Here is a 22064-nt window from a genome sequence, read left to right on the forward strand (position 1 = left end):
ATTTTAAACACATAGAAACATAGTCTATCACACTGTTGAAAGGCGTTTCACTTGCATTAACACATCCCAATGCTTCGGGACTATGTATGAAAGCTAGCTTTTTCAATAATCTTTATTTCAGATTTTAAAAAAAAATCTATGTTTCTATGTGTTTAAATAAAAATCTAACACATTGAATTCAATCCGTTTAAAATTATTTCACCTAAAGATAATGTTTGTCAAATTTAATTTTTAGTTTTGTCTAAAATTAATTTTAATACAATGAAATATTTATTTTTGACAATATTAATAATTTCTGCTACACGCCTTTACTCACAAAATATATCAGGAAAAATTGACGGACTAATTCCTGTTGGACAGGAAATTAATATAAGTTTGTTAAATACAAACTTTAAAACACAAGCTGATTCTTTGGGTTTTTATAAATTAGAAAATGTTCCGAACGGAAGTTATAAAATACATGTAACCTCGACAGGATTCAAAACAATAACCCAAAAAATTTCGGTTTTGGAAAATCAAAATTTAAGTCTTGATTTTGAATTGACTGAAGACCAAAACGAACTTAATGAAGTTGTAGTTTCAGGAACTTTAAAACCTGTAAAAAGATTAGAAAGCGCGGTTCCGGTTGAGGTTTATTCTCCGGTTTTCTTCAAAAAAAATCCGACGCCAAGTATTTATGATGCGCTTCAAAATATAAATGGCGTTCGGCCACAGTTGAATTGCGGTGTCTGCAACACGGGCGATATTCACATCAACGGATTGGAAGGCCCTTATACTTTGGTTTTGATTGACGGAATGCCAATTGTGAGCAGTCTTTCGACGGTTTACGGTTTATCCGGAATTCCGAATTCTTTGGTCGAACGAATAGAAATCGTAAAAGGTCCGGCGTCGTCACTTTACGGCAGTGAAGCGGTTGGCGGTTTGATCAACATTATTACCAAAAGTCCAATAAACGCTCCAATGTTTTCTGCCGATTATTTTACGACAACTTATTTCGAAAACAATCTTGATCTCGGAATGAAATTCAATGTGGGAAAAAAAGCGAAAGCGCTTTTAGGCATCAATTATTTCAATTACAATCAGGTTATTGATAAAGACAAAGACAATTTTACGGATGTGACGCTTTCTGACCGAATTTCGGTTTTTAATAAATGGAGTTTTCTACGAAATAATAATCGTCTTTTTACGATTGCAGCGCGCGGAATGTATGAAGATCGCTGGGGCGGAGATGTACGTTGGGAAAAGAAATTCCGTGGAGGCGACGAAATTTATGGCGAAAGTATTTATACCAAAAGAGCCGAATTGATTGGAAGTTATCAATTGCCATTTGAAGAAAAACTGATGCTTTCGTTTTCTGGAAATGTGCATTATCAAGACAGCCGTTACGGAACAACTTCGTATATCGCGAATCAGAAAATTGGTTTTCTGCAACTGACTTGGGATAAAAAAATCGGCAGAAATGATTTATTGGCCGGAATTGCTAGTCGATATTCTTATTATGACGATAATACGACGGCGACAAAAGAAGCTGAAAATACTTGGCTTCCGGGAATTTTTGTTCAGGACGAAATTACATTTTCTCCAAAAAGCCAAGTTTTGCTGGGAATGCGATATGATTACAATTCGATTCACGGTTCGATTTTTACTCCGAGATTTGCTTATCGATTCAAAGCCAATGAAAACACGATTTTTAGATTAAATGCCGGAACCGGATTTCGGGTGGTGAACTTATTTACCGAAGATCATGCCGCGTTGACGGGTTCGAGAGATGTTGTAATTGCAAATGATTTGAAACCCGAACAATCAATAAATGTGAATTTGAATTATATTCAGAAAATAAACTTTGGCAACGGAACTTTTATGGGCATCGAAACAACGGCTTTTTATACGCGTTTTAGCAATAAAATCATTTCTGACTATGAAAGTGACCCAAATAAGATAATTTACGATAATATCGACGGATATGCATTAAGCCAAGGAATAAGCACAAATGTTGATCTTAATTTTCCGTCTGGGTTAAAGTTTATTGTGGGCGCAACGTTTTTGGATAATAAAAATGTGCAGAACGGAATTTCTGAACGACCTTTTCTAACAGAGAATTTCACGGCAACTTGGAGTATTTCATACAAAATACAACCTTGGAATTTACTACTTGATTATACCGGGAATGTTTACAGTCCGATGAAATTGCCACTGTTGAGCGAAACCGATCCGAGAAGTCCAAATTCACCTTGGTACAGCATTCAGAATATTCAGTTTACATTTACGGGTTTGAGGAATTTTGAACTTTATGGCGGAATCAAAAACTTGCTAAATTTTACGCCTATGCAAAATAATCCGTTTTTGATTTCGAGAACCAACGATCCTTTTGATAAAAATGTGCAATATGATTCAAATGGGAAAGTTTTGGTAACGCCTGATAATCCGTATGGTTTGACTTTTGACACGACTTATGTTTATGGACAAAATCAGACGATTCGTGGGTTTTTAGGATTTCGATATACTTTACGCTGATTTTTTTTCGCCACGAATTTCACGAATTAACACAAATTTTTAGCGAATGGATATTATTGAATTTGTGCTAATTCGTGAAATTCGTGGCGGAAAATTTTGCACGAAACCAAATAATCCTCTTAATCTGTGCAATCAGTGGCAAAACAAAAAACAAATGAAAAAGCTATATCTATTAATATTCTTCTTGGGAATTTCAGCGACAGTTTTTTGTCAGCTGAAAAGCAATTCTTTTGAAGAAATTGAAAAGCTGCAGCAAATTCAAAAACGAAAAATAATTGTTTTCATTCATACTGATTGGTGCCAGTTTTGCCAAAGAATGAAAGCGACAACATTTAAAAATCAGGAAATTATCGAAAAACTAAACTCCGATTTCTATTTCGTTGATTTTAATGCTGAAGAAAAAAGAGAGATTACTTTTAATAATCACGTTTTTAAATTTCAGCCCTCGGGAAATAATGTTGGAGTTCATGAACTGGCGCTACAACTCGGAACAATTAATAATCAGATTACCTATCCGGTTTTGTGCGTTTTGAATGAGAAAAACGAAATTATGCTACAATACAACAACTATTTGAGTATTAAGGATTTTAAAATTCTTTTGGAAAAACTTCTTCTGTAAAAAACGTCTTGATCGCCAAAGCTGTTCGTTAATAAAGTTTTAAAGATAATCTGTTGAGGTACAATTATTTTTGAAATTTATTTGTAAATTAGTTGAAAGCTGAGTGAAATTAAATACTGTTGATAATCAGCTAAGTAAGTTCTGTAAGTTATTGATTTTACAATTTTTCATGTTTTTCGGATAATAAAAAAAATAAAAAGTGAGTTTTTATTTATAATAGATTCTGAATTTTTTACAATTGACATTGAGATAATAGCCAAATTAAGCTTTAGCAGTTGTTAATTTTTGACAGCTTTTAGCATATTCAACGAGGAAAATATGGGGATACTTAAAAATATTAAGCGCTTCTGTAAAAGAAAAGAAGTTATTAAGAGCCAGGACGATCAATCTATACCAAATTACGATACTTATAATCCATCAAATAAAACTATTGTTTTTTTCAGCATTTATATGCTCACGCCTGAACATGATTCGGGTTCAAACAGACTTAAAGAAATCATTTTGTTTTTTAAGGCTAAAGGCTACAACTGCATCATTTGTTCAAAAAATACCTTTAGGATGAACTACTATGTCAACTATTTCAGTGATTTGGGTGTTATTGTGTATGTCGAAAATAATGAATTCAATACATATTTTGATTTTATAAAAACGGTTCCGAAAGTCGATTTAGTCTGGTTTTTCGGCGCAAGAAGCTTGAATTATAATTTGAGCAAAGTGCTTCAGATTCTTCCCGATTCGAAAACAATTTTTGATATGATCGACATTCACTTTTTGCGCTATAAAAGAGGAATTAACATCGATCCAAAACGAATTTCCCTCCGAAAAAACTACATGAAATTTTTATATATTGAGACAAAACTGTCTCGAAATGTAGATTTTATCGCAACTATTTCGGATATCGAAAAGGAGATTATGTCAAAATATGTAGAACCAGAAAAATTGATTACCATTTCAAATATTCATTATAAAAAAATCAATAAAGAGGAAGCGCTTCCTTTTGAAAAGCGCAAAGACATTCTTTTTATTGGCTCGCAGCACGAACCAAATATTGACGCTGTTTATTATTTGTACCATGAAATAATGCCAATTGTTTGGAAATACGACAATTCCATAAAAGTCAATATTATTGGGAATGTCAATGAAAAAATTAAAAAAATTGATGATTCAAGATTTGTTTTTCATGGCTATATTTCAGATATAAAGCCACTTTTTACCAAAAACAAAATGATGATCGCGCCTTTGCGTTACGGAGCTGGCGTAAAAGGGAAAGTAGGACAAGCTTTTGAATATTTTCTGCCCGTAATTACATCGTCTATTGGTGCAGAGGGAATGAATCTCGTTCATGAAAAAAACGCTTTAATTTATGACAATGAAAAAGATTTTGCATCTGCAATAGTCGATTTGTACAATGATAAAGCGCTCTGGCTCGAATTACAGCAAAATTCAGAGAAAAGTCTTGAGCCATTTTCAATTCAAGCTTTAGAGTCCGTATTTAATTCGCTTGATTGCTTGTAATTCCGAATGCTTCATCTAGTGCTTTATAGTTTGCTTCAATACTGTGGTGTTTGTCAAAAAACGAAGTTGCTTCTGAACTAATTGTATTGTAAAAGTTTTCATCGTTTAATAATTGATGAATGTAGCCCGCAAATTCATTTGGATTATTTGAAACCAAACATCCATTATTGGTTTTGTTGAGCAAACCATCTAAACCTCTTTCGTTGCAAACCACCGGAATGCCAAAAGACAAAGCTTCGATCACTTTAATCTTGATTCCTGTACCGCTCAACATTGGGCATATAGCAATTTTGCTCTGACGATAAACGTCATTCAGATCTTCAATAAAACTGATTTTTTCAACATTAGCGAATTCGCCAATATGTTTGTTGATTTTTCCAATCACGGCAATTTTTATAGATTTTGACAGCAAAGGATAAACATTGCTAAAAAACCAGTTGGCACCATTGATATTGTGGTCATTGTCGCTGGCAACATAAACCAAGTCATATTTTGGAGCCGTTTTAGAATTTTTATTTGATGGCAGCGCATGAGTTGCGAGTGCTATTTCTTTATCAATAAATTGAGAAAAAAGATATTTTTCTTCTGGAGAAATTACCAAAATTTTATCGAAACGGCTTAAGATTTCTATTTCTTTTTGAAAGAATCTACCCAATTTAAATCTTTTTTGTTTTTGAAATTGAGAGGTTAAAAAGTCATGCGTATCAATCATTAATTTGGTATTTTTAATGTTTGGGCTGTTCTTGACTAATTTTGACCAATAGATATACGAAATCAAAATAATATCATATTCATTTGCTTTTAAAATAGCATTAAAAGCTTTGACATGATTTAATCGGGTTCTGTCATATAATCCAATTTTTAGCTTAAGGCTGCTAGGAAGTGAATAAAAGAATAAGTAACGTATTTGATTTTTCTTCCTAATAAACATTGGCAGTAAAAAACCTTTTGAAATCAGATTTTGTTCTTTAAGTTTATTGATTTCATCTTCATTATATGTTGGTGTTGGTATGCTGACAAAATCAACTGTTACATTTCTGTCTCTAAAATATTCTAATAATTTTAAGGCTCTTGCATTATTTCCTTGTGTTTTGTTTAACGGATTTTCGGGATAGAAATATAAAACTTTCATAGGTAAAATGACTTTTTGTGAAATTAATGTAATAACAATCAGACTGTTTTGAGAAAATGTTCGTCCATTTGCTCAAAATGCGATTCATTGCTGAATTTTTTCATTACAGCTCGTTGAATTTCTTGGGTTTTAAATCTTTTGGAATCATTTTAAGGTTTTCTGTAGAATTGGGTTTGCTTTTACTTCTTTAAAAAAATTGGTACCACTTTTTTTTCTTTTGCATCCAATTGCTTTGATAAATAACACCAAGATAAATTTTGCTAAGTTGTTTGATGCTTAAAAGATCCATTTCAATTTCATATTGCTCTTTGTAATGGTAAACTTTAAAAAGGCTTCCAATTGGAAGTATGTCGATCAATCTTGTTTTCAGCAAATATTCGCCATAAATTACACAATCAGATGGAGAATAACTTTTCTTGTCAATTTCGGTAAAAAATTCATCAAAATTTTGATTTCTTTCTTTTAGAAAAACATCATTAAAATGTTCCCAAACTTTGCAATTCCAGATGTAGGGATTTGGGCCATAATCCCATTCTTTGCCTTTGTTGCCAAAAAACGAACGCGTATCTCGCAGCGCTCTTTTGAAAAACAGATTTTCAGAATCCATTTTGACTCTTTCTGTCATCTCAAGCAAATCTTTTGATTCCTGCATCACCGTATAAGGTGTATTTTCATCATACATAAAATCGGAAAAATAAAAATCCCTGATAAACTCCGAATCAGAATCGATGGCAAGGTAATTTTCGCAGATATTTAATTTGTGAACATTGCATTTTATGATTTGCTGATAACGCCAGCCATTAGTAATTGTAGTTTTGATAATTTCAGAATCGCGATATACTCTATACTTTTCAAAACAGTCTTTTCTTAATAGATCAAAATGATCATCATTTACCGAAATCACAACCGGAATATTGTCTTTGTTAAACTTATCAATCGAATCCAGGAGTTTGTAAGCTGTTTTAAAATCAGGCTCATACGTCTTGACGAAAAGAATTAGTTTATGCATGGCAGAGAAGTTACGTTTTTAAAATATTAAAGATAGAATTAAATGCTATTTTAAACAAACGGCAATATGAAATAACAATTGTTTTGCGGTTTTAAGTTTTTTTTGGAAAAACAGAACAAATAAAATTTCTTATTTTTGAGAATGAATTCTTCTCAAATCAAACATTTCGACTACATTTTTACAGGAACTGGTCTGGCGGCTTTAATGACGATTTACAAAATGGTTTTATCGGGGGAATTCTCAAATAAATCGATTTTATTGTTGGATAAAGACATAAAGAAAACCAACGACAGAACTTGGTGTTTTTGGGAAAAAGAAGACTCAGTCTGGAATTCGGTTATTTCTAAAAAATGGGATTTGGCTTTATTTGCCAATGAAAATTTTAATCGTGATTTAACGATCAAGCCTTATTCATATTGCAAAATCAAAGGTTTGGATTTTTATGATTTTGTTTTTGAAACGATTTCAAAAGAAACCAATATTACTTTTTTAAACGAAAAAGTAACCGATATCAACGAACTCGAAACGCATGTTTTTGTCGGAACAGAAGAAAACCGATATACCTGCAATTATTTATTCAACAGCATTTATGCAAAGGCTTTCGCCGAAAGTCAAAATAAATATCCGGTTTTGCAGCAGCATTTTATTGGCTGGTTTGTAAAAACAGAAGCTGCCGTTTTTGATTCTGAAAAAGTAACTTTTATGGATTTTTCGGTAGTACAAAAAGAAAATACACGATTTATGTACGTCTTGCCAACTTCTGAAACCGAAGCTTTGGTTGAATATACTTTGTTCTCAGGCAATCTCCTTCCGAAAGAAGAATACGAAAATGAAATCCAAATTTACTTGGAAAAACTCGGTGTAAATCAATTTGAAATTCTTGAAAATGAGCAGGGAAGTATCCCAATGACATGCTATCCTTTTTGGAAGAAAAACACAAAAAGAGTTTTAAATATTGGCACCGCTGGCGGATGGACAAAAGCAAGTACGGGTTATACTTTTAAAAATTCGGATAAAAAATCGTCGGAATTGGTTTCTTTTCTTCAAAATGAAAATTTAAAAATGAAAGCGTTTCATAAAAAAAGCCGGTTTTGGTTTTATGATTTATTGCTTTTGGACATTCTGTATCGCCACAATGAATTAGGAAGTTCGATTTTTTCTTCTTTATTCAAAAAAGGAAATCCTAATTTGATTCTGAAGTTTTTAGATGAGGAAACAAACTTATTTGAAGATTTTCAAGTGATTATGAAATGTCCGAAGGTTCCGTTTATAAAAGCTTTATTTCGAGTTATTTTCAAGTAGAAGTGGTTCTGGTTTGGCTTTCAACTTTAAGTGTCTTATCTGCTTATTTTAATGGCTTTTTTGAGAATTAAAACAATGCGCGGATATCTAGATTTGTTGATTCTAAAATAATATCGATTTTTTACGATAAAAGAAAGAATTAATAGATTTATGGGAACATCTAAGCGTTTAAAATTTGATCTAGAAACAGATGCGATAGGGAAAATCTGCAAAGCACTTGGGCATCCTGTCAGAATCCAGATAATGACAATATTATGGAAAAGGGATTGTAGAACTTGCGGCGAAATTGTCGAATTGATTCCGCTCGCGCAATCAACAATATCAAAACATTTACTCGAATTAAAAAAGGCAAATCTTCTAAAGGTAAAACATCAGGGAAAGAAAATAATTTACTCGATCGAGGCTGATAAAATTCAAACACTTAAAACGTACTTATCGAGTTATCTTTCAACGATTGAAATATCAGAGGAAAAAAAGACTACTATTTTGGCCACCACACGTAAATCGAAAGGCGCAAATAGCCATTTGAAAAAGTATAATTATCAGTTTCCGGATAAAAAAGGAAATCAAATCGCGGTTTAAAAACCTAGAACTTGCTACAGCACATTTGTTTTTGATGATCTCATTGCGAAAGTTTATAAAAGATCTGCGTTTATCTGCTTAAATCTGTCAAATCTCCGCGCAATTTGCCAATGTATAAAATATCAATCGAACTATAACAAAACTTTATACTTCAAATTAAGTAGTTGCGGGTAAACTTTGTAACTTTGCAGTTCAAAAGTAAAATTTAAAAATAAACAATATGTATCCACAAGAAATGGTAAAACCTATGGAAGCTGAATTAACTTCTGCTGGTTTTCAAGATTTACATAGTGCTGAAGCTGTTGAAAATGCTATCAAAGCTGAAGGTACCACTTTAGTTGTTGTAAACTCTGTTTGCGGTTGTGCTGCTAGAAATGCACGTCCGGGAGCAAAAATGAGTTTAGAAGGCGCTAAAAAACCAGATCATCTTATTACAGTTTTTGCTGGTGTTGACAAAGAAGCTGTTGACGCTGCAAGACAACATATGTTTCCTTTTCCTCCATCATCGCCATCTATGGCTTTGTTCAAAAACGGAGAATTGGTTCACATGTTAGAGCGTCACCACATTGAAGGACGCCCAGCTGAAATGATCGCTGAGAATTTGCAAGATGCGTTTAACGAATTCTGTTAATTCCTTAGGTTCAAAGAAGCAAAGGTACAGAGGTACAAAGATTAAAAAAGCACTATTTTTATAGTGCTTTTTTGTTTTTTATAATATACTGAGAAACCTTTGAACCTTTGCCTCTATGAACCTTTGAGCCTCATAAGCTCCATCCCCCGCCAAGTGCTTTATACAATTCAACCATTGAGCTCAATTGTCTTTCAGATAATTGTGCTAGACTCAATTGTGCATTGAATAAGTTGGTTTCTACATCTAAAACCTCTAGGTAAGAAACGTAGCCACTGTCATATCTTTCGCGGGAAAGGTTAAAGTTTATCAAAGCTGCCTGAACTTGTCTGTTGCGGGCTTGCCATTCTTCTTTGTAAGTTTTGACATTTTGTATCGATTGTTCTACTTCTGAAACGGCGCCAATATAGGTTTTTTGATAAATAAATTTGAATTGCTCTGCTTGTTGTCTGTTGATTTCGACTCTTCTTTTGTTTTTTCCAAAAGCAAATATCGGACCTGCGATTCCTGCCGATGCATTTTGTAGATAAGAACTTCCTAAAAATAAATTACTTAAGTCGGCACTTGCAAATCCTGCTATTGCAGCTAAATTCAGAGACGGAAAACGCATTGCTTGAGCTACGCCAATTCTTTCATTAGCAGCTCTGTATCGTAATTCGGCAGCTTTAACATCAGGTCTGTTTTCTAATAACGCAGACGGAAGTGAAAGTGGAATTTCGCTGACAATACGCAATTCAGTATTGCTTTTTCCTCGCGGAATTTCAGTAGGAAGTTGACCAGTAAGCAATGCAATTGCATTTTCTTGGTACGTTATCTGTCTTTGAATATTCGGAATCGCGGCTTCAGCAATTGCAACTTGTTGTTCAATCTGTACTTTATCAACTTCAGAAATATAACCGCTTTGAAACCTTTGGTTTATAATGTTATAGTATTTCTCCCTTGTTGCAAGTGTTGACTTTGTAATTTCCAGTTGTTCATCAAGGTTTCGCATTTGAAAATAAGCATAAGCTATATTGCTTACGATATCTGAAAGCACAACTTTACGGGCTTCTTCAGTAGCTAAGAGTTCGGCCTGTACAGCATTGTTTTCATGACGGTATTTCCCCCAAAAATCCAGCTCCCAAGACATGCTTGCTCCGGCATTTGAAGGCGTTAAGTTTTTCTTGTTGCTGTTTATCGTTGCTCCATATTGAAATGTCGGAAACAAATCGGCTTTAGCATAGCCTAATTCGGCGCGAAGCTGATCAATTCTGGAAACAGCGATTTTTAAGTCGTAATTGTTTTCCAATCCTTTTTTAATCAGATCTTTCAAAACATCATCATTAAACAGATCAAACCATTTTAGATTGGTGACATTTGCCAGACTGTCTAGGTTTCTTTCGTTTTTATAAGAATCTGATTTTTGCTGTTCAGGTTTGCTATATTTTGGTCCAACCATACAACCCACAGGGAAAAGTAGGAGAATAAATATAACGACGATTATTTTATGTCTCTTAATCATGGTCTGTAGTATTTGGTTCCACATTATCGATTGTATCATCCTCTTTCTTTTTTCCGATGTTTTCAATCATTACAAATAGACCAGGTACAATTAATACACCCAGAACGGTGGCAATTAACATTCCGCTGAATACCGCCATTCCCATTACAATACGGGCTTGTGAACCGGCTCCTGTGGCAGTTAATAAAGGAACTACTCCAAGTATAAATGCAAATGCAGTCATTAGAATTGGTCGGAAACGAAGTTTGGCCGCAACCATTGCCGATTCGTAAAGCGGTTTTCCTTTTTCGTATTCTTCTTTGGCAAACTCCACAATCAGAATGGCATTTTTGGCAACTAATCCAATTAACAATACGAGGCCAATTTGGGCAAATACATTGTTGACATATGCATCACTTCCAAACCTTGCTAAAAACAGTCCTAAAAAGGCACCAAAAACAGCGAAAGGTGCTCCAAGCAATACACTGAACGGTAATTTCCAGCTTTCGTATTGTGCGGCAAGAATTAGAAACACAAAGACTAATGCCATGGCAAATACCATTCCTCCACCTGGAGAATGTTTTTCTTGATAAGACAAGTTGATGTAATCGTAACTCATATCAGATGGTAGGGTTGCTTTTGCGACTTCTTCTAAAGCGTCTAGAGCTTGCGCACTACTGTAGCCGTCGTTTGGCGCGCCTCCAATTTCTGCCGACCTAAATAAATTAAGACGATTCGTAAAATCAGGGCCCGAGACTTTTGTTGTTGTTACTAAAGTTGATATTGGCAACATATCGCCTTTATCATTTTTGACATAAATGAGATTTAGATTTTCTGGCTTAACACGGTCAACGGCTTCTCCCTGTAAATATACTTTGTACTGACGGCCAAAACGGTTGAAGTCGTTTACATAAGTTCCTCCTAAAAATGTTCCCAACACCTCGGTAACTTTTGAAACAGGTACGCCCAATTTCATGGCTTTGTCATTATCAATTTCTAATTTAATTTGAGGAGTTCCTGCATTATAAGTGGTGTAAATTCTTTTAATTTCAGGACGTTTTTGCGCTTCGGCAATGAAGGCTTGAGTTTGTTGCGCTAGATATTGAGGTGTATTTCCACCTCTATCCTGAAGCATCATACTAAAACCTGCTGAAGCTCCTAATCCTTGGATCGCCGGTGGTCCAAAAGCCATAACCGTAGCACTCGTAATTTGAGTTGCAAATTGAGCATTCAGTTTATCAGCTATTTGTTTGGCTGTAAGCGTTCTTTCTTCCCAAGGTTTTAATCCAACAAAGATGAATGCATTTGCAGGCAAATAAGAACTCGTTAATAAACTGTATCCGTTAATGGTTGTATAACAATCTAATGTTTCTTCTTTTGCTAAAATAGATTCTATCTTTCTGGTAACTTCATCTGTTCGCTGCAATGAAGAAGCTGGCGGACTTGCTACGTTAACCAAAACATACCCTTGATCTTCTTCGGGAATAAATCCTGCTGGTACTTTTTTGCCTAAAAAAACAACAGCGACCAAAATAACGGCTAACAAAACAACTATTCGTATTGCTTTTTTTGCAAAAAATGTAGCGCCAGTGATATATTTTCCTGTTACTTTTTCGAAGATTCTGTTAAAGCCGGCAAAAAATTTAGCTAGCCAACCGGTTTGTTCTTCTACAGGTTTTGTGGGTTTTAAAAGCATTGCACAGAGCGCTGGACTGAGTGACAAGGCACTAAATGCCGAGAATGCAACCGAAACGGCAATGGTTATGGCAAATTGCTGATAAAAACGACCAGTAATTCCGGGCGTCATCGCTACGGGAACAAACACGGCAATCAAAATTAAGGCAATCGCAATTACAGGACCAGAAACTTCTCTCATGGCTTGAATCGTTGCTTCCCGCGGTGTTTTGCCATGTTCGATATGATGCACAACCGCTTCTACAACCACAATGGCGTCGTCGACAACAATACCAATTGCGAGTACAAGTCCTAGTAGTGAGAGTGTATTTATTGAAAATCCTAACATTGGGAAAACCGCAATGGTTCCAATCAATGACACCGGAACGGTAATCAGCGGAATCAAAGTGGCGCGCCAGTTTTGAAGAAAGATAAATACAACAAGGATTACTAATATAATAGCTTCAACAAGTGTATGAAGGATATCTTCAACCCCAGCGGTAATTGCCGTTGTAGTGTCCAGCGAAACTTGATATTCAACCTTATCTGGAAATCTTTTGGAAATTTCTTCCATTGCAGCTTTCGCTTTTGCGGCAACGTCAAGTGCGTTACTTCCTGGCATTTGGAATATTCCTATCGCTGCTGTTGGCTTGCCATTTCTGCGAGAAGTCGAACTGTAGTTTTCAGTTCCAAGTTCAATTCGGGCAATATCGCGAAGCAGTACTTTTGATCCATCTTCTTTACTTTTTACAATAATTTCAGAGAATTGTTTTTGAGTTACAAGACGATCCTGAAGTGTTACGCTATAAGTGAAATCTGTTCCAACGGGAGCTGGTTCAGCACCAAATTTTCCTCCCGGCGTGATCATGTTCTGATCGTTTAATGCTTTTTTGATTTCATCGACTGTAACTCCAAGACTGCTCATTTTGCCCGGCTGAAGCCAAATCCTCATCGAATATTCACTTCCGGCAAAAAGGTAACAGTCACCCACACCTTTTATTCTGGCAAGAGCGTCGATTACATTGATAAACGCGTAGTTGTTCAGGAAAACACCATCATATTTTGGATCTGATGAAGTTATGGTAAAAATCATCATCGGAAACGATAGTGATTTTTTAATAGAAACACCTTGTTGTTTAACACTTTGTGGTAAAAACGGTTCGGCTTGCTTTTCTTTATTCTGCGTAAGCATGTTGGCGTTATCCAAATCTGTACCTACATCAAAAGTTACTTCGACAGTAAGCGCTCCGTCAGAAGTGTTGATAGATTTCATGTACAGCATATTTTCTACACCATTTACTTTCTGTTCAATTGGTGTAGCAACAGCTTGTTCTACGTTTATGGCATTTGCTCCTGTAAAAGATGTAGTAATTTTTACTAACGGAGGAACAATGTCTGGATATTGCGCTACTGGTGTTTTCTGTAAAGCCAGTAATCCGAGTATAATAATAATGATACTGATTACCATGGCCACAATTGGTCGTCTAACAAAAAATTCTCCCATAATGATGTTTCTAAATTATTTAGTTAGTACAGAATTAGTTAATTGCTTCTCCCGGAGCCCATTTTTTAATTTGCGGCGTTACAACATTACCGCTTTTTAATTGAGAGGTGCCTCCAAGTGCAATTTTGTCATTGGCAGTTAAACCATCAGTAATGATGTAGGAGTCTTTGAATGCTGGACCAAGTTTTACCTCTTTCATTTCTACTTTATTGTTTGCGCCTACTACATAAACCTGAGTAATTCCTTGCATTTCAATAACAGAACGTTGCGGTATTATGATTGCATTTTTATGAATATCGGTTACAACATGAATTTTTACGTATTGACCCGGACGAATCAATTGTTGCGGATTTGCAAATGCTGCTTCAAAAGTTACAGCTCCAGTAGCAGGATCAATTTGTCTGTCGGCAAAACTTATTTTTCCTGTTTCAGAATATGGTGTTCCATCTGACAATAAAATAGATATTGATTTTGCTTCGTTTTTTAAGCCGGAATCTTTTTTTGACATTTCTCTGAAAATTCGAAGAAATTCCTGTTCACTCATTGTGAATCGAACTCTGACATCGCCTAAATCAGAAACAGTATTTAAAACAGAAGCTGGACCTGGGCGAACATAATCGCCCACTCTCACTTTTGATATCCCGATTAATCCTGAAATTGGAGCCGTGATGCTGCAATAGCTGAGTTCTATTTTTGCATTTTTTACACTCGCAGTCGCCGCGTCGATTGATGCTTTTGAAGCACTATAAGCAGCTTTCGCGCCGATATATTCCCTCTGGCTGATGGCATTCATTTTTGCCAATGGTTCCATCATTTCATAATCGGATTTTGTTTTGGCTAATCGGGCTTGCATTTCAGCTAATCTTCCTTGTGCCTCGGTAACTTTGTTTTGAAACGGCAATGGATCAATGGTGTATAGCAATTGTCCTTTGGTTACTAAACCGCCTTCTTTGAAATTCAGACTTTGAATAACGCCATCTACTCGAGGATTGATCTGGATGTCTGATTGTCCATAAGTTTGTCCTGTAAATTCAGATTCTAATTTTACATCTTGTTGTAAAACTTGAACTATTGGAATTTCAAGTGGCTTGGGTTGAGGTGGGGCTTCTTTTTTGCAGGCTAACAATAAAAAAAGTAAGAAGATTGCAGGAGTGTAAACTTTGTTCATTTTTAATTTTTTATTAAATTCTATTAAAACTCAATTAACTAAAAACCAAATAATTCCTTAGCTAAGTTAATATTTTTTTTGCTTAGATTCTGAAATATTATTTTCATTTTGATTTTTTCTTAAATTTATATGTAATTGATCCTCAAGTGTTAAAAAATCGTTTAAATGACACAAAACATCGTCAAAATGCGCTTTTTGTAAGAATTGATAGTGAGCGTTTGCTTTTTAATTTTAAATAATTCCCATTATGTCAAAAAAAAATAAAATAAAGCCAGATAATTTGGAAGGTGCTTATGAAAATCTAAAGACACTAAACAAGAAAGAATTGCTGCATCGAGCGAAGAAATTTTCAGAACAATATTGCGTAGGAGATGACAAAAATTTTATGCTCAAGGATAAAGCTACTTCGTATTTTGGAGATGAAAAAAAGTCGGCAATAAAAGAAACTTTAAAAATGGGAGTCAAAGCATTGGCGGCCATGCAGGATATTCTTTATGCTCAGGATAAATGGTCGGTTTTGATTATTTTTCAGGCCATGGATGCAGCAGGAAAGGATGGTGCGATTAAGCATGTAATGTCTGGTATAAATCCGCAAGGCTGTCAGGTTTCATCTTTCAAAGGGCCAAGTTCTGAAGAATTGGATCATGATTATTTATGGCGCTGCCAAAAGCATTTGCCGGAAAGAGGACGAATCGGAATTTTCAACCGTTCTTATTATGAAGAAGTTTTAGTGGTTCGTGTTCATGAACAGATATTGAGAAGTCAAAAAATTCCCGAGAAATTGATCACCGAGAATATTTGGGAAAACCGTTTTGAAGACATTCGCAATTTTGAAAAGTACTTGCATCGAAATGGAACTATTGTAATCAAGTTTTTTCTAAATGTTTCAAAAGAAGAACAAAAAAGGAGATTTATTGAACGCGTGGATAATCCGGACAAAAATTGGAAATTCAGTGCTGCCGATGCCAAAGAAAGAGGATATTGGGACGATTATATGTTTGCTTATGAAGAATTGATCAAAAATACATCAACCAAAAAAGCGCCTTGGTATGTAATTCCAGCAGATAATAAATACTACGCCCGAATTGCCATCGCGTCTGCAATTATTCATGCTTTAGACGAAATGGATTTAGAATATCCAAAAGTAAGCGCGGACAAACTTGCAGAACTTAATGAGGTCAAAAAAGCCTTATTAGCCGAAAAAGATTAATTCTTATTATCATTTTAAATGATGACTTCGAAACTTTTGCCCATTACAGGCTGGATTAAAGAATATAAATCAAAAAATCTTAAAAGCGATTTTGTGGCAGGGATTACGCTTGCCGCATATGGAATTCCAGTTTCATTAGCATATGCAACTCTTGCTGGACTTCCTCCACAGTTTGGGATTTATGGTTATCTTCTCGGAGGACTATTTTATTCTTTTTTAGGAACGAGCAAACAGCTTGCCATTGGGCCTACATCTGCAATTTCGTTATTGATTGGAACTACAATTGCAACGATGGCAAATGGTGATGTACAACGATGGTCTGAAATCGCTTCGCTTACAGCATTGGTTTTTGCCGGAATGGCCATAATTGCTTACGTCTTAAAATTAAGCGGCATCATAAATTTTATAAGCGAGACGGTTTTGCTCGGATTCAAAGCAGGCGCCGCAATAACCATTGGACTCACTCAATTGCCTAAATTATTTGGCGTAAAAGGTGGCGGCACTAATTTTTTAGAACGCGTTACAATTCTATTTCATCAAATTCCACATCTTAATAGTACTGTTTTTATTTTTGGTATTGTTGCCATCATTATTTTAATAATCGGCGAAAAATTAGCTCCCGGCAAACCAGTTGCTATTTTAATAGTTGTTTTGTCTATTGTACTCGTCTCGTCAACATCATTGCAGTATAGCGGTTTCAAAACAGTTGGAGTTATTCCAACGGGACTTCCGGAATTTCGTATGCCGTCAATATTGATTCGTGATGTCGATGGGGTTTTGCTCCTCGCATTGGCCAGTTTTTTATTATCTTATATTGAAAGTGTTTCTGCCGGAAGAACATTGGCACAAAAAAATGGATATGTTATTGACCCGCGTCAAGAACTTCTGGCACTAGGCGTTGCAAATGCGGCTGTTGCTTTTGGTCAGGGTTATCCTGTTGCTGGCGGACTCTCGCAATCGGCGGTAAATGATACTGCGGGCGCAAAAAGTCCTTTGTCTCTTTTGTTTTGTTCGGCAACAATTGCAGTTTGCCTTTTATTTTTAACGGGATATCTTCAAAATCTGCCAACTGTAATTTTGGCTTCAATTGTTTTGGTTGCTATTCGAGGTCTTTTTGATTTCAAAGAAATGAAATACTTGTACAAAAGAGATAAAGGAGAATTCTGTGTCGCAATGATTGCGCTTGTTGGAGTACTTATTTGGGGAATTTTGGCGGGCGTACTATTGGCTGCAATGTTTACTTTGTTGCTTTTGCTGAAAGCGGCTTCAAAACCAAATGTAGCTTTTTTAGGGAGAATCCCGGGAACGAGACTTTATACTGATTTAGAAAGACATCCGGATAATGAAAGAATCGAAAACATCCTGATTGTGAGGATCGAATCGTCGATATTTTATTTTAATGCCGAATATATCAAGGAAAAAATTTGGGCAAAAATTTACAACGAGCCACAGTCGTTAAAGTTAATAATACTAGATCTTAATTCGTCTCCTCGTGTTGATATTGCTGGAGCACGTTTTTTAAAAAATTTATTTTTTGACTTAAGTGCCAGAAATATAACGCTCAAAATTGCAGAAGCACGTTCTGAAGTTCGTGACAGTCTGAGAGCAGAGAATTTAGAATTTTTTATGGGTCGAATAAGTCGCTCTGTTTCAGTTGATGACTTGGTTGTTCAAGCTAGCCAAAAAGAGAATACTACTTAATTTTATTTAAAAATGGTCTGGTAGATTTTTTTGAAAGTTGTTAAAAAAATCAGATAATTAGCCTAATACAATTTTTAATCTCAAAATAAACCCTAAATTTGCAGCACATTTTAGAAAAAATCTAAAAAAACATACATTCTTAACTTAAAACTGTTTATAGCATGCAACTGTATAACACTTTGAGCGCAGAAGAAAGAGCTATCATGATCGATGATGCAGGTAAACAACGACTAACGTTGTCTTTCTATGCGTATGCCAAAATTGAAGATCCCAAAAAATTTCGCGATGATTTATTTTTAGCCTGGAACGCACTCGATGCTTTAGGCCGAATTTATGTTGCCAATGAAGGAATTAATGCTCAAATGAGTATTCCTGAAGAAAATTTGGAAGCTTTTAGAGCGACTCTTGAAGTTTATGATTTCATGAAAGGCATTCGTTTAAATGAAGCTGTCGAACATGACGATCATTCCTTTTTAAAATTAACCATTAAAGTACGTAATAAAATCGTTGCCGATGGTTTGAATGACGAAACTTTTGATGTTACCAATATTGGCGTTCACTTGAAAGCCAAAGAATTTAACGAAATTTTAGATGATCCAAACACAATTGTAGTAGATTTTAGAAATCACTATGAAAGCGAAGTGGGGCATTTTAAAAACGCAATTACTCCAGATGTTGAAACATTTAGAGAAAGTTTGCCAATTATCAACGAGCAACTTCAAAATCATAAAGAAGATAAAAACTTGGTAATGTATTGTACTGGCGGAATTCGTTGCGAAAAAGCAAGTGCTTACTTTAAACACCAAGGTTTCAAAAACGTTTTTCAATTAGAGGGCGGAATTATCAATTACGCGAAACAACTGAAAGAAGAAGGTTTAGAAAGTAAATTCATTGGTAAAAATTTCGTGTTCGATAATCGTCTTGGCGAAAGAATCACAGATGATATTATTTCGCAATGCCACCAATGCGGAAAACCTTGTGATAATCACACCAATTGCGAAAACGACGGTTGTCATTTATTGTTTATTCAATGTGACGAATGTAAAACGGCTATGGAAAATTGTTGTTCTACAGAATGTTTAGAGATTATTCATATGCCTTTGGTTGACCAAGTTCGTTTGAGAACTGGAAAACAAGTTGGAAATAAAGTGTTCCGAAAAGGGAAATCTGAAAATTTAAAATTCAAACATTCAGGTGAATTGCCAGAAACAGCTTTGGCGACAGCTCAAAAGCCAGTTGATATCCGTCAAAAAGTAAAAGTAAAAAAAGTACTTCTTGGAAAAGCTGAGCATTATTATGTAAAAGCACAAGTTGGTCAGTTTACAGTGGAAAATCACGGAGTAAACGCGGGTGATAAAATTCTTATTTCTGGTCCAACAACAGGAGATCAAGAATTAGTTTTGGACAAAATCATTGTTGATGGAGCTGAAACTGAAACAGCTAAAGTTGGCGATAAAGTGACTTTTGAAGTGCCATTCAGAATTAGATTGTCTGATAAAATTTATAAAGTTTTAGGTTAACATAATCTAAAACTAACTTTTAAAAGCCTATTTTGTGTTACACAGAATGGGCTTTTTTATTTAGTTTAAAAACTAATGAACAGGGCTTTGCGTGCAAGGACAATCGCTGATTGCTCGAAGAAAATCGAGACCAATTGTAATGACATGTGTTCCTGAATTATAGGCACCCATCTGGTTAAGAGATGCTTGATACGAATATCCAAAGTAAAAATTGGATTTTTTGAATCCGGCCATTGGTCCCAAAACTAAAGGCTGAAAGGGCTGATCATTTAAAAAACGATATGAAATACCGAGCCAATAATAGTCTTCATAACGGTTATATTGTCTGAACTTAAAATTCAAATCGGTACTAGAACGCTTATCGCTAACATAAAATTGATAATACACCGATGGTTCAAATTCTATTTTTTCGTTTTGAGCACTTTTAAAAATATACCCGGTGTAAACTTGATAATTACGAAGTAAATTAGGTTCTGTATAATAAAATTCGTTTGTTTTTTTATCCAGAATATTTTCAATGTTTATACTTAGGTAGAAATTTTTATTTCGGTACAGAGCACCTATGTCAAAATTATTATTGGAGATGCTTCGGTTATTTGTAACACTTGGATCTATAGGTGGTACAGGGCTATTTCCGGACTGAAATTTATCAGTATCCATTTTAAAATTATTCAGATTGTAAGAAATTCCAAATGATAAATATTGTTTGGAATAGTAATCCAAAATAAGATGATGAGCAAATGAAATTTTTGCTCCAGTTTGTTTGGTATTTCCATTGCTGTCATTGTACAATGAGATTCCGATTCCCGAGCGATCCAGAACTCTTAAATCGGCATAAAGGGATTGATTTTGCGGAGCATCTTTGATCCCAACCCATTGGGTTAAACCATTAGCTCTTATTCTTAAATTATCGCCAATTCCCGCATAAGTTGGGGACACAACAAAAGGATTGTCGGCTAAGTATTGCGTGAAAACTGGTAGATTTAGTTCTTGTCCATAAGATGAAGTTATTACAAGAAATAAAGACCATAGTATAAAATTTTTCATTTATCTGTAAAGTGTAAAGTGTCCAACAAATTCTCTGGCATCTTTGGGATCATTGAGTTTTAGTACATACCAGTAATCGCCAGAAGTTAGTTCAGCACCATTGTATTTTCCATCCCATTTTTGTCCATTGCTGAATTTGTTGATCATGCGACCGTATCTGTCAAAAATTGTAAAGGTTAAATTTTGATATTGTAAAGAAGAATCAGGTCCCCATTCATCATTAATTCCGTCGCCATCTGGAGTAAAATAATTTGGAATTGATATGTCGATGTAGTCGAAATATTTTGAAATACTAGCCGAACATCCATTTTTATCTGTTACAGTAACTATGTATGTTCCTGATTTATATATGATTAATTTATTCGCAGTAGCGGAAGATTCTGTGTTAAAGGTGTATTGATAATTTCCTGAACCACCAGAAGCGCTAGCAACAATTTCATTCAATTCACCATTGTTTAAACTTAGTTCGAGAGGATTAATTTGATCAATAATAAACGACTTTGTGGTTTGAGTGCAACCGTTAGAATGTCTGGCGGTTATTGTGTGATTGCCAGAAGGTACGTTTGTAAACACATTACTATCCTGGTAACCACTAGGATTTTCATCAAGTGTATAATCTATATCTGCTGGGTTGGTAATACTTTGATCAATTGTTACGGTAACCGAATTGACAGATAAATTATTTAGGCATTCATAATTAATTTCTGCAATTGGATTGATTTTAACGCCGTTCGGTATTTGAATTTCAAGTTGGTTTGTACAGTTGTTAGCATCTTTAATGTAAACTTTATGCAAGCCGGCAGGTAGATTTTCATATGTGTATTCAGTTCCGGAAATTTGTCTATATATACCGTTAAAATTATCCAAACTCAATTCATAAGGAGCTGATCCGCCAGTTATTTCGATACTAAAAGCGCCATTTTTTTCGTCAAGACAATTTTCAGGAAATAGGCTGTTATGTATTACAGCAGAAGTCAATAATGGTGTCACAATCAAAACCAGTTCCTGATCAGCTGTACATCCGTCTTTGGTCAACAGATAAGTTCCTGAAGTATTGTAGGTCATATTGTTCTCACTCCAAGTATAACTTTCGCCTGAACAGATTGTTTGATAAGTCGAAATTTTTACCGGTTTCGAGGTTACAGTCAAAACCAGTTCCTGATCAGCGGTGCAGCCGTCTTTGGCTACAAGATAAGTTCCTGAAGTATTGTAGGTCATATTGTTCTCACTCCAAGTATAGCTTTCGCCTGAACAGATTGTTTGATAAGTCGAAATTTTTGCCGGTTGCGAGGTTACAGTCAAAACCAATTCCTGATCCGCGGTGCAGCCGTCTTTGGCTACAAGATAAGTTCCCGAAGCATTGTAGGTTGTATTGTTTTCGTTCCAAGTGAAGTTTTCTCCTGAACATATTGTTTGAGAAGTCGAGATTTTTGCCGGTTTCGGGGTTACCGTCAAAACC

At 35.1% G+C, this 22064-nt stretch carries 16 protein-coding genes; 9 read left to right on the forward strand and 7 right to left on the reverse strand.

Annotated elements, in window-relative coordinates:
- The first annotated feature begins 261 nt into the window (after positions 1 to 261).
- The 3 genes from FND99_RS04490 to FND99_RS04500 all read left to right on the forward strand — a co-directional run bounded on the left by FND99_RS04490 (position 262) and on the right by FND99_RS04500 (position 4648).
- Positions 262 to 2514: a TonB-dependent receptor gene (locus tag FND99_RS04490; protein ID WP_144336780.1), complete on the forward strand. Its 2253-nt coding sequence runs from the start codon at positions 262 to 264 to the stop codon at positions 2512 to 2514.
- A 154-nt stretch (positions 2515 to 2668) separates the two neighbouring features.
- A complete protein-coding gene (locus tag FND99_RS04495; RefSeq protein WP_144336781.1) occupies positions 2669 to 3133 on the forward strand; it encodes a thioredoxin family protein in 465 nt (154 codons plus the stop codon).
- Positions 3134 to 3451: 318 nt separating this feature from the next.
- Positions 3452 to 4648, forward strand: a complete 1197-nt coding sequence (locus tag FND99_RS04500) for a glycosyltransferase (RefSeq protein WP_144336782.1) — start codon at positions 3452 to 3454, stop codon at positions 4646 to 4648.
- Here FND99_RS04500 and FND99_RS04505 read toward each other — a convergent pair.
- Together FND99_RS04505 and FND99_RS04510 are read right to left on the reverse strand one after the other, a co-directional pair.
- Entirely contained in the window at positions 4626 to 5780 is a 1155-nt protein-coding gene (locus FND99_RS04505; protein WP_144336783.1) for a glycosyltransferase, read from the reverse strand. The genes FND99_RS04500 and FND99_RS04505 overlap by 23 nt on opposite strands.
- Positions 5781 to 5967: 187 nt before the next feature.
- Positions 5968 to 6789 carry a DUF6492 family protein gene (locus FND99_RS04510; RefSeq protein ID WP_144336784.1) on the reverse strand — a complete coding sequence of 274 codons (822 nt, stop codon included), beginning with the start codon at positions 6787 to 6789 and terminating at the stop codon, positions 5968 to 5970.
- A 141-nt stretch (positions 6790 to 6930) separates the two neighbouring features.
- Between FND99_RS04510 and FND99_RS04515 the strand changes: the two genes are divergently transcribed.
- From FND99_RS04515 to FND99_RS04525, 3 genes are all read left to right on the forward strand, one after another.
- On the forward strand, positions 6931 to 8091 hold the full coding sequence (locus tag FND99_RS04515) for a lycopene cyclase family protein (protein WP_144336785.1): 1161 nt from the start codon (positions 6931 to 6933) through the stop codon (positions 8089 to 8091).
- Positions 8092 to 8241: 150 nt separating this feature from the next.
- Entirely contained in the window at positions 8242 to 8673 is a 432-nt protein-coding gene (locus tag FND99_RS04520; protein WP_144336786.1) for an ArsR/SmtB family transcription factor, read from the forward strand.
- A 220-nt stretch (positions 8674 to 8893) separates the two neighbouring features.
- Complete coding sequence (locus tag FND99_RS04525; RefSeq protein WP_144336787.1) at positions 8894 to 9304, forward strand: BrxA/BrxB family bacilliredoxin; 411 nt, start codon at positions 8894 to 8896, stop codon at positions 9302 to 9304.
- Positions 9305 to 9434: 130 nt separating this feature from the next.
- Here FND99_RS04525 and FND99_RS04530 read toward each other — a convergent pair whose 3' ends face one another.
- From FND99_RS04530 to FND99_RS04540, 3 genes are read right to left on the reverse strand one after another with little or no spacing between them, the layout of a single operon-like run.
- The gene (locus FND99_RS04530; RefSeq protein WP_144336788.1) at positions 9435 to 10802 is read right to left on the reverse strand and encodes an efflux transporter outer membrane subunit; all 1368 of its coding nucleotides are present in this window, start codon (positions 10800 to 10802) and stop codon (positions 9435 to 9437) included.
- The gene (locus FND99_RS04535; RefSeq protein ID WP_144336789.1) at positions 10795 to 13959 is read right to left on the reverse strand and encodes an efflux RND transporter permease subunit; all 3165 of its coding nucleotides are present in this window, start codon (positions 13957 to 13959) and stop codon (positions 10795 to 10797) included. Before FND99_RS04535 ends, FND99_RS04530 begins: the two co-directional genes overlap by 8 nt.
- A 34-nt stretch (positions 13960 to 13993) precedes the next feature.
- Positions 13994 to 15127, reverse strand: coding sequence for an efflux RND transporter periplasmic adaptor subunit (locus FND99_RS04540; protein WP_144336790.1), 1134 nt, complete (start codon positions 15125 to 15127; stop codon positions 13994 to 13996).
- Between the two features lie 247 nt (positions 15128 to 15374).
- Here FND99_RS04540 and FND99_RS04545 point away from each other — a divergent pair, with 247 nt between their 5' ends.
- From FND99_RS04545 to trhO, 3 genes are all read left to right on the forward strand, one after another.
- The gene (locus tag FND99_RS04545) at positions 15375 to 16337 is read left to right on the forward strand and encodes a polyphosphate kinase 2 family protein (protein ID WP_144336791.1); all 963 of its coding nucleotides are present in this window, start codon (positions 15375 to 15377) and stop codon (positions 16335 to 16337) included.
- Positions 16338 to 16358: 21 nt separating this feature from the next.
- Positions 16359 to 18038: a SulP family inorganic anion transporter gene (locus FND99_RS04550; RefSeq protein WP_162615533.1), complete on the forward strand. Its 1680-nt coding sequence runs from the start codon at positions 16359 to 16361 to the stop codon at positions 18036 to 18038.
- Between the two features lie 161 nt (positions 18039 to 18199).
- Complete coding sequence (trhO, locus tag FND99_RS04555; protein ID WP_144336793.1) at positions 18200 to 19558, forward strand: oxygen-dependent tRNA uridine(34) hydroxylase TrhO; 1359 nt, start codon at positions 18200 to 18202, stop codon at positions 19556 to 19558.
- Between the two features lie 72 nt (positions 19559 to 19630).
- On the opposite strand, the gene FND99_RS04560 is transcribed toward trhO, so the two are convergent.
- Both FND99_RS04560 and FND99_RS04565 read right to left on the reverse strand, forming a co-directional pair.
- Positions 19631 to 20605, reverse strand: coding sequence for a PorP/SprF family type IX secretion system membrane protein (locus tag FND99_RS04560; RefSeq protein WP_144336794.1), 975 nt, complete (start codon positions 20603 to 20605; stop codon positions 19631 to 19633).
- On the reverse strand, positions 20606 to 22064 hold a 1459-nt coding region (locus FND99_RS04565; RefSeq protein ID WP_144336795.1), incomplete at its 5' end, for a T9SS type B sorting domain-containing protein.

Source organism: Flavobacterium daemonense (genome assembly GCF_007341385.1).
Taxonomy (GTDB): Bacteria; Bacteroidota; Bacteroidia; order Flavobacteriales; family Flavobacteriaceae; genus Flavobacterium; species Flavobacterium daemonense.

What these genes read in the sequence shown, in the direction of transcription:
- FND99_RS04495 (WP_144336781.1), top strand. Translation starts at nt 2,669, where the DNA reads ATGAAAAAGCTATATCTATTAATATTCTTCTTGGGAATTTCAGCGACA.
- FND99_RS04505 (WP_144336783.1), bottom strand. Translation starts at nt 5,780, where the DNA reads ATGAAAGTTTTATATTTCTATCCCGAAAATCCGTTAAACAAAACACAA.
- FND99_RS04515 (WP_144336785.1), top strand. Translation starts at nt 6,931, where the DNA reads ATGAATTCTTCTCAAATCAAACATTTCGACTACATTTTTACAGGAACT.
- FND99_RS04520 (WP_144336786.1), top strand. Translation starts at nt 8,242, where the DNA reads ATGGGAACATCTAAGCGTTTAAAATTTGATCTAGAAACAGATGCGATA.
- FND99_RS04530 (WP_144336788.1), bottom strand. Translation starts at nt 10,802, where the DNA reads ATGATTAAGAGACATAAAATAATCGTCGTTATATTTATTCTCCTACTT.
- FND99_RS04535 (WP_144336789.1), bottom strand. Translation starts at nt 13,959, where the DNA reads ATGGGAGAATTTTTTGTTAGACGACCAATTGTGGCCATGGTAATCAGT.
- FND99_RS04540 (WP_144336790.1), bottom strand. Translation starts at nt 15,127, where the DNA reads ATGAACAAAGTTTACACTCCTGCAATCTTCTTACTTTTTTTATTGTTA.
- FND99_RS04490 (WP_144336780.1), top strand. Translation starts at nt 262, where the DNA reads ATGAAATATTTATTTTTGACAATATTAATAATTTCTGCTACACGCCTT.
- FND99_RS04500 (WP_144336782.1), top strand. Translation starts at nt 3,452, where the DNA reads ATGGGGATACTTAAAAATATTAAGCGCTTCTGTAAAAGAAAAGAAGTT.
- FND99_RS04545 (WP_144336791.1), top strand. Translation starts at nt 15,375, where the DNA reads ATGTCAAAAAAAAATAAAATAAAGCCAGATAATTTGGAAGGTGCTTAT.
- FND99_RS04525 (WP_144336787.1), top strand. Translation starts at nt 8,894, where the DNA reads ATGTATCCACAAGAAATGGTAAAACCTATGGAAGCTGAATTAACTTCT.
- trhO (WP_144336793.1), top strand. Translation starts at nt 18,200, where the DNA reads ATGCAACTGTATAACACTTTGAGCGCAGAAGAAAGAGCTATCATGATC.
- FND99_RS04550 (WP_162615533.1), top strand. Translation starts at nt 16,359, where the DNA reads ATGACTTCGAAACTTTTGCCCATTACAGGCTGGATTAAAGAATATAAA.
- FND99_RS04560 (WP_144336794.1), bottom strand. Translation starts at nt 20,605, where the DNA reads ATGAAAAATTTTATACTATGGTCTTTATTTCTTGTAATAACTTCATCT.
- FND99_RS04510 (WP_144336784.1), bottom strand. Translation starts at nt 6,789, where the DNA reads ATGCATAAACTAATTCTTTTCGTCAAGACGTATGAGCCTGATTTTAAA.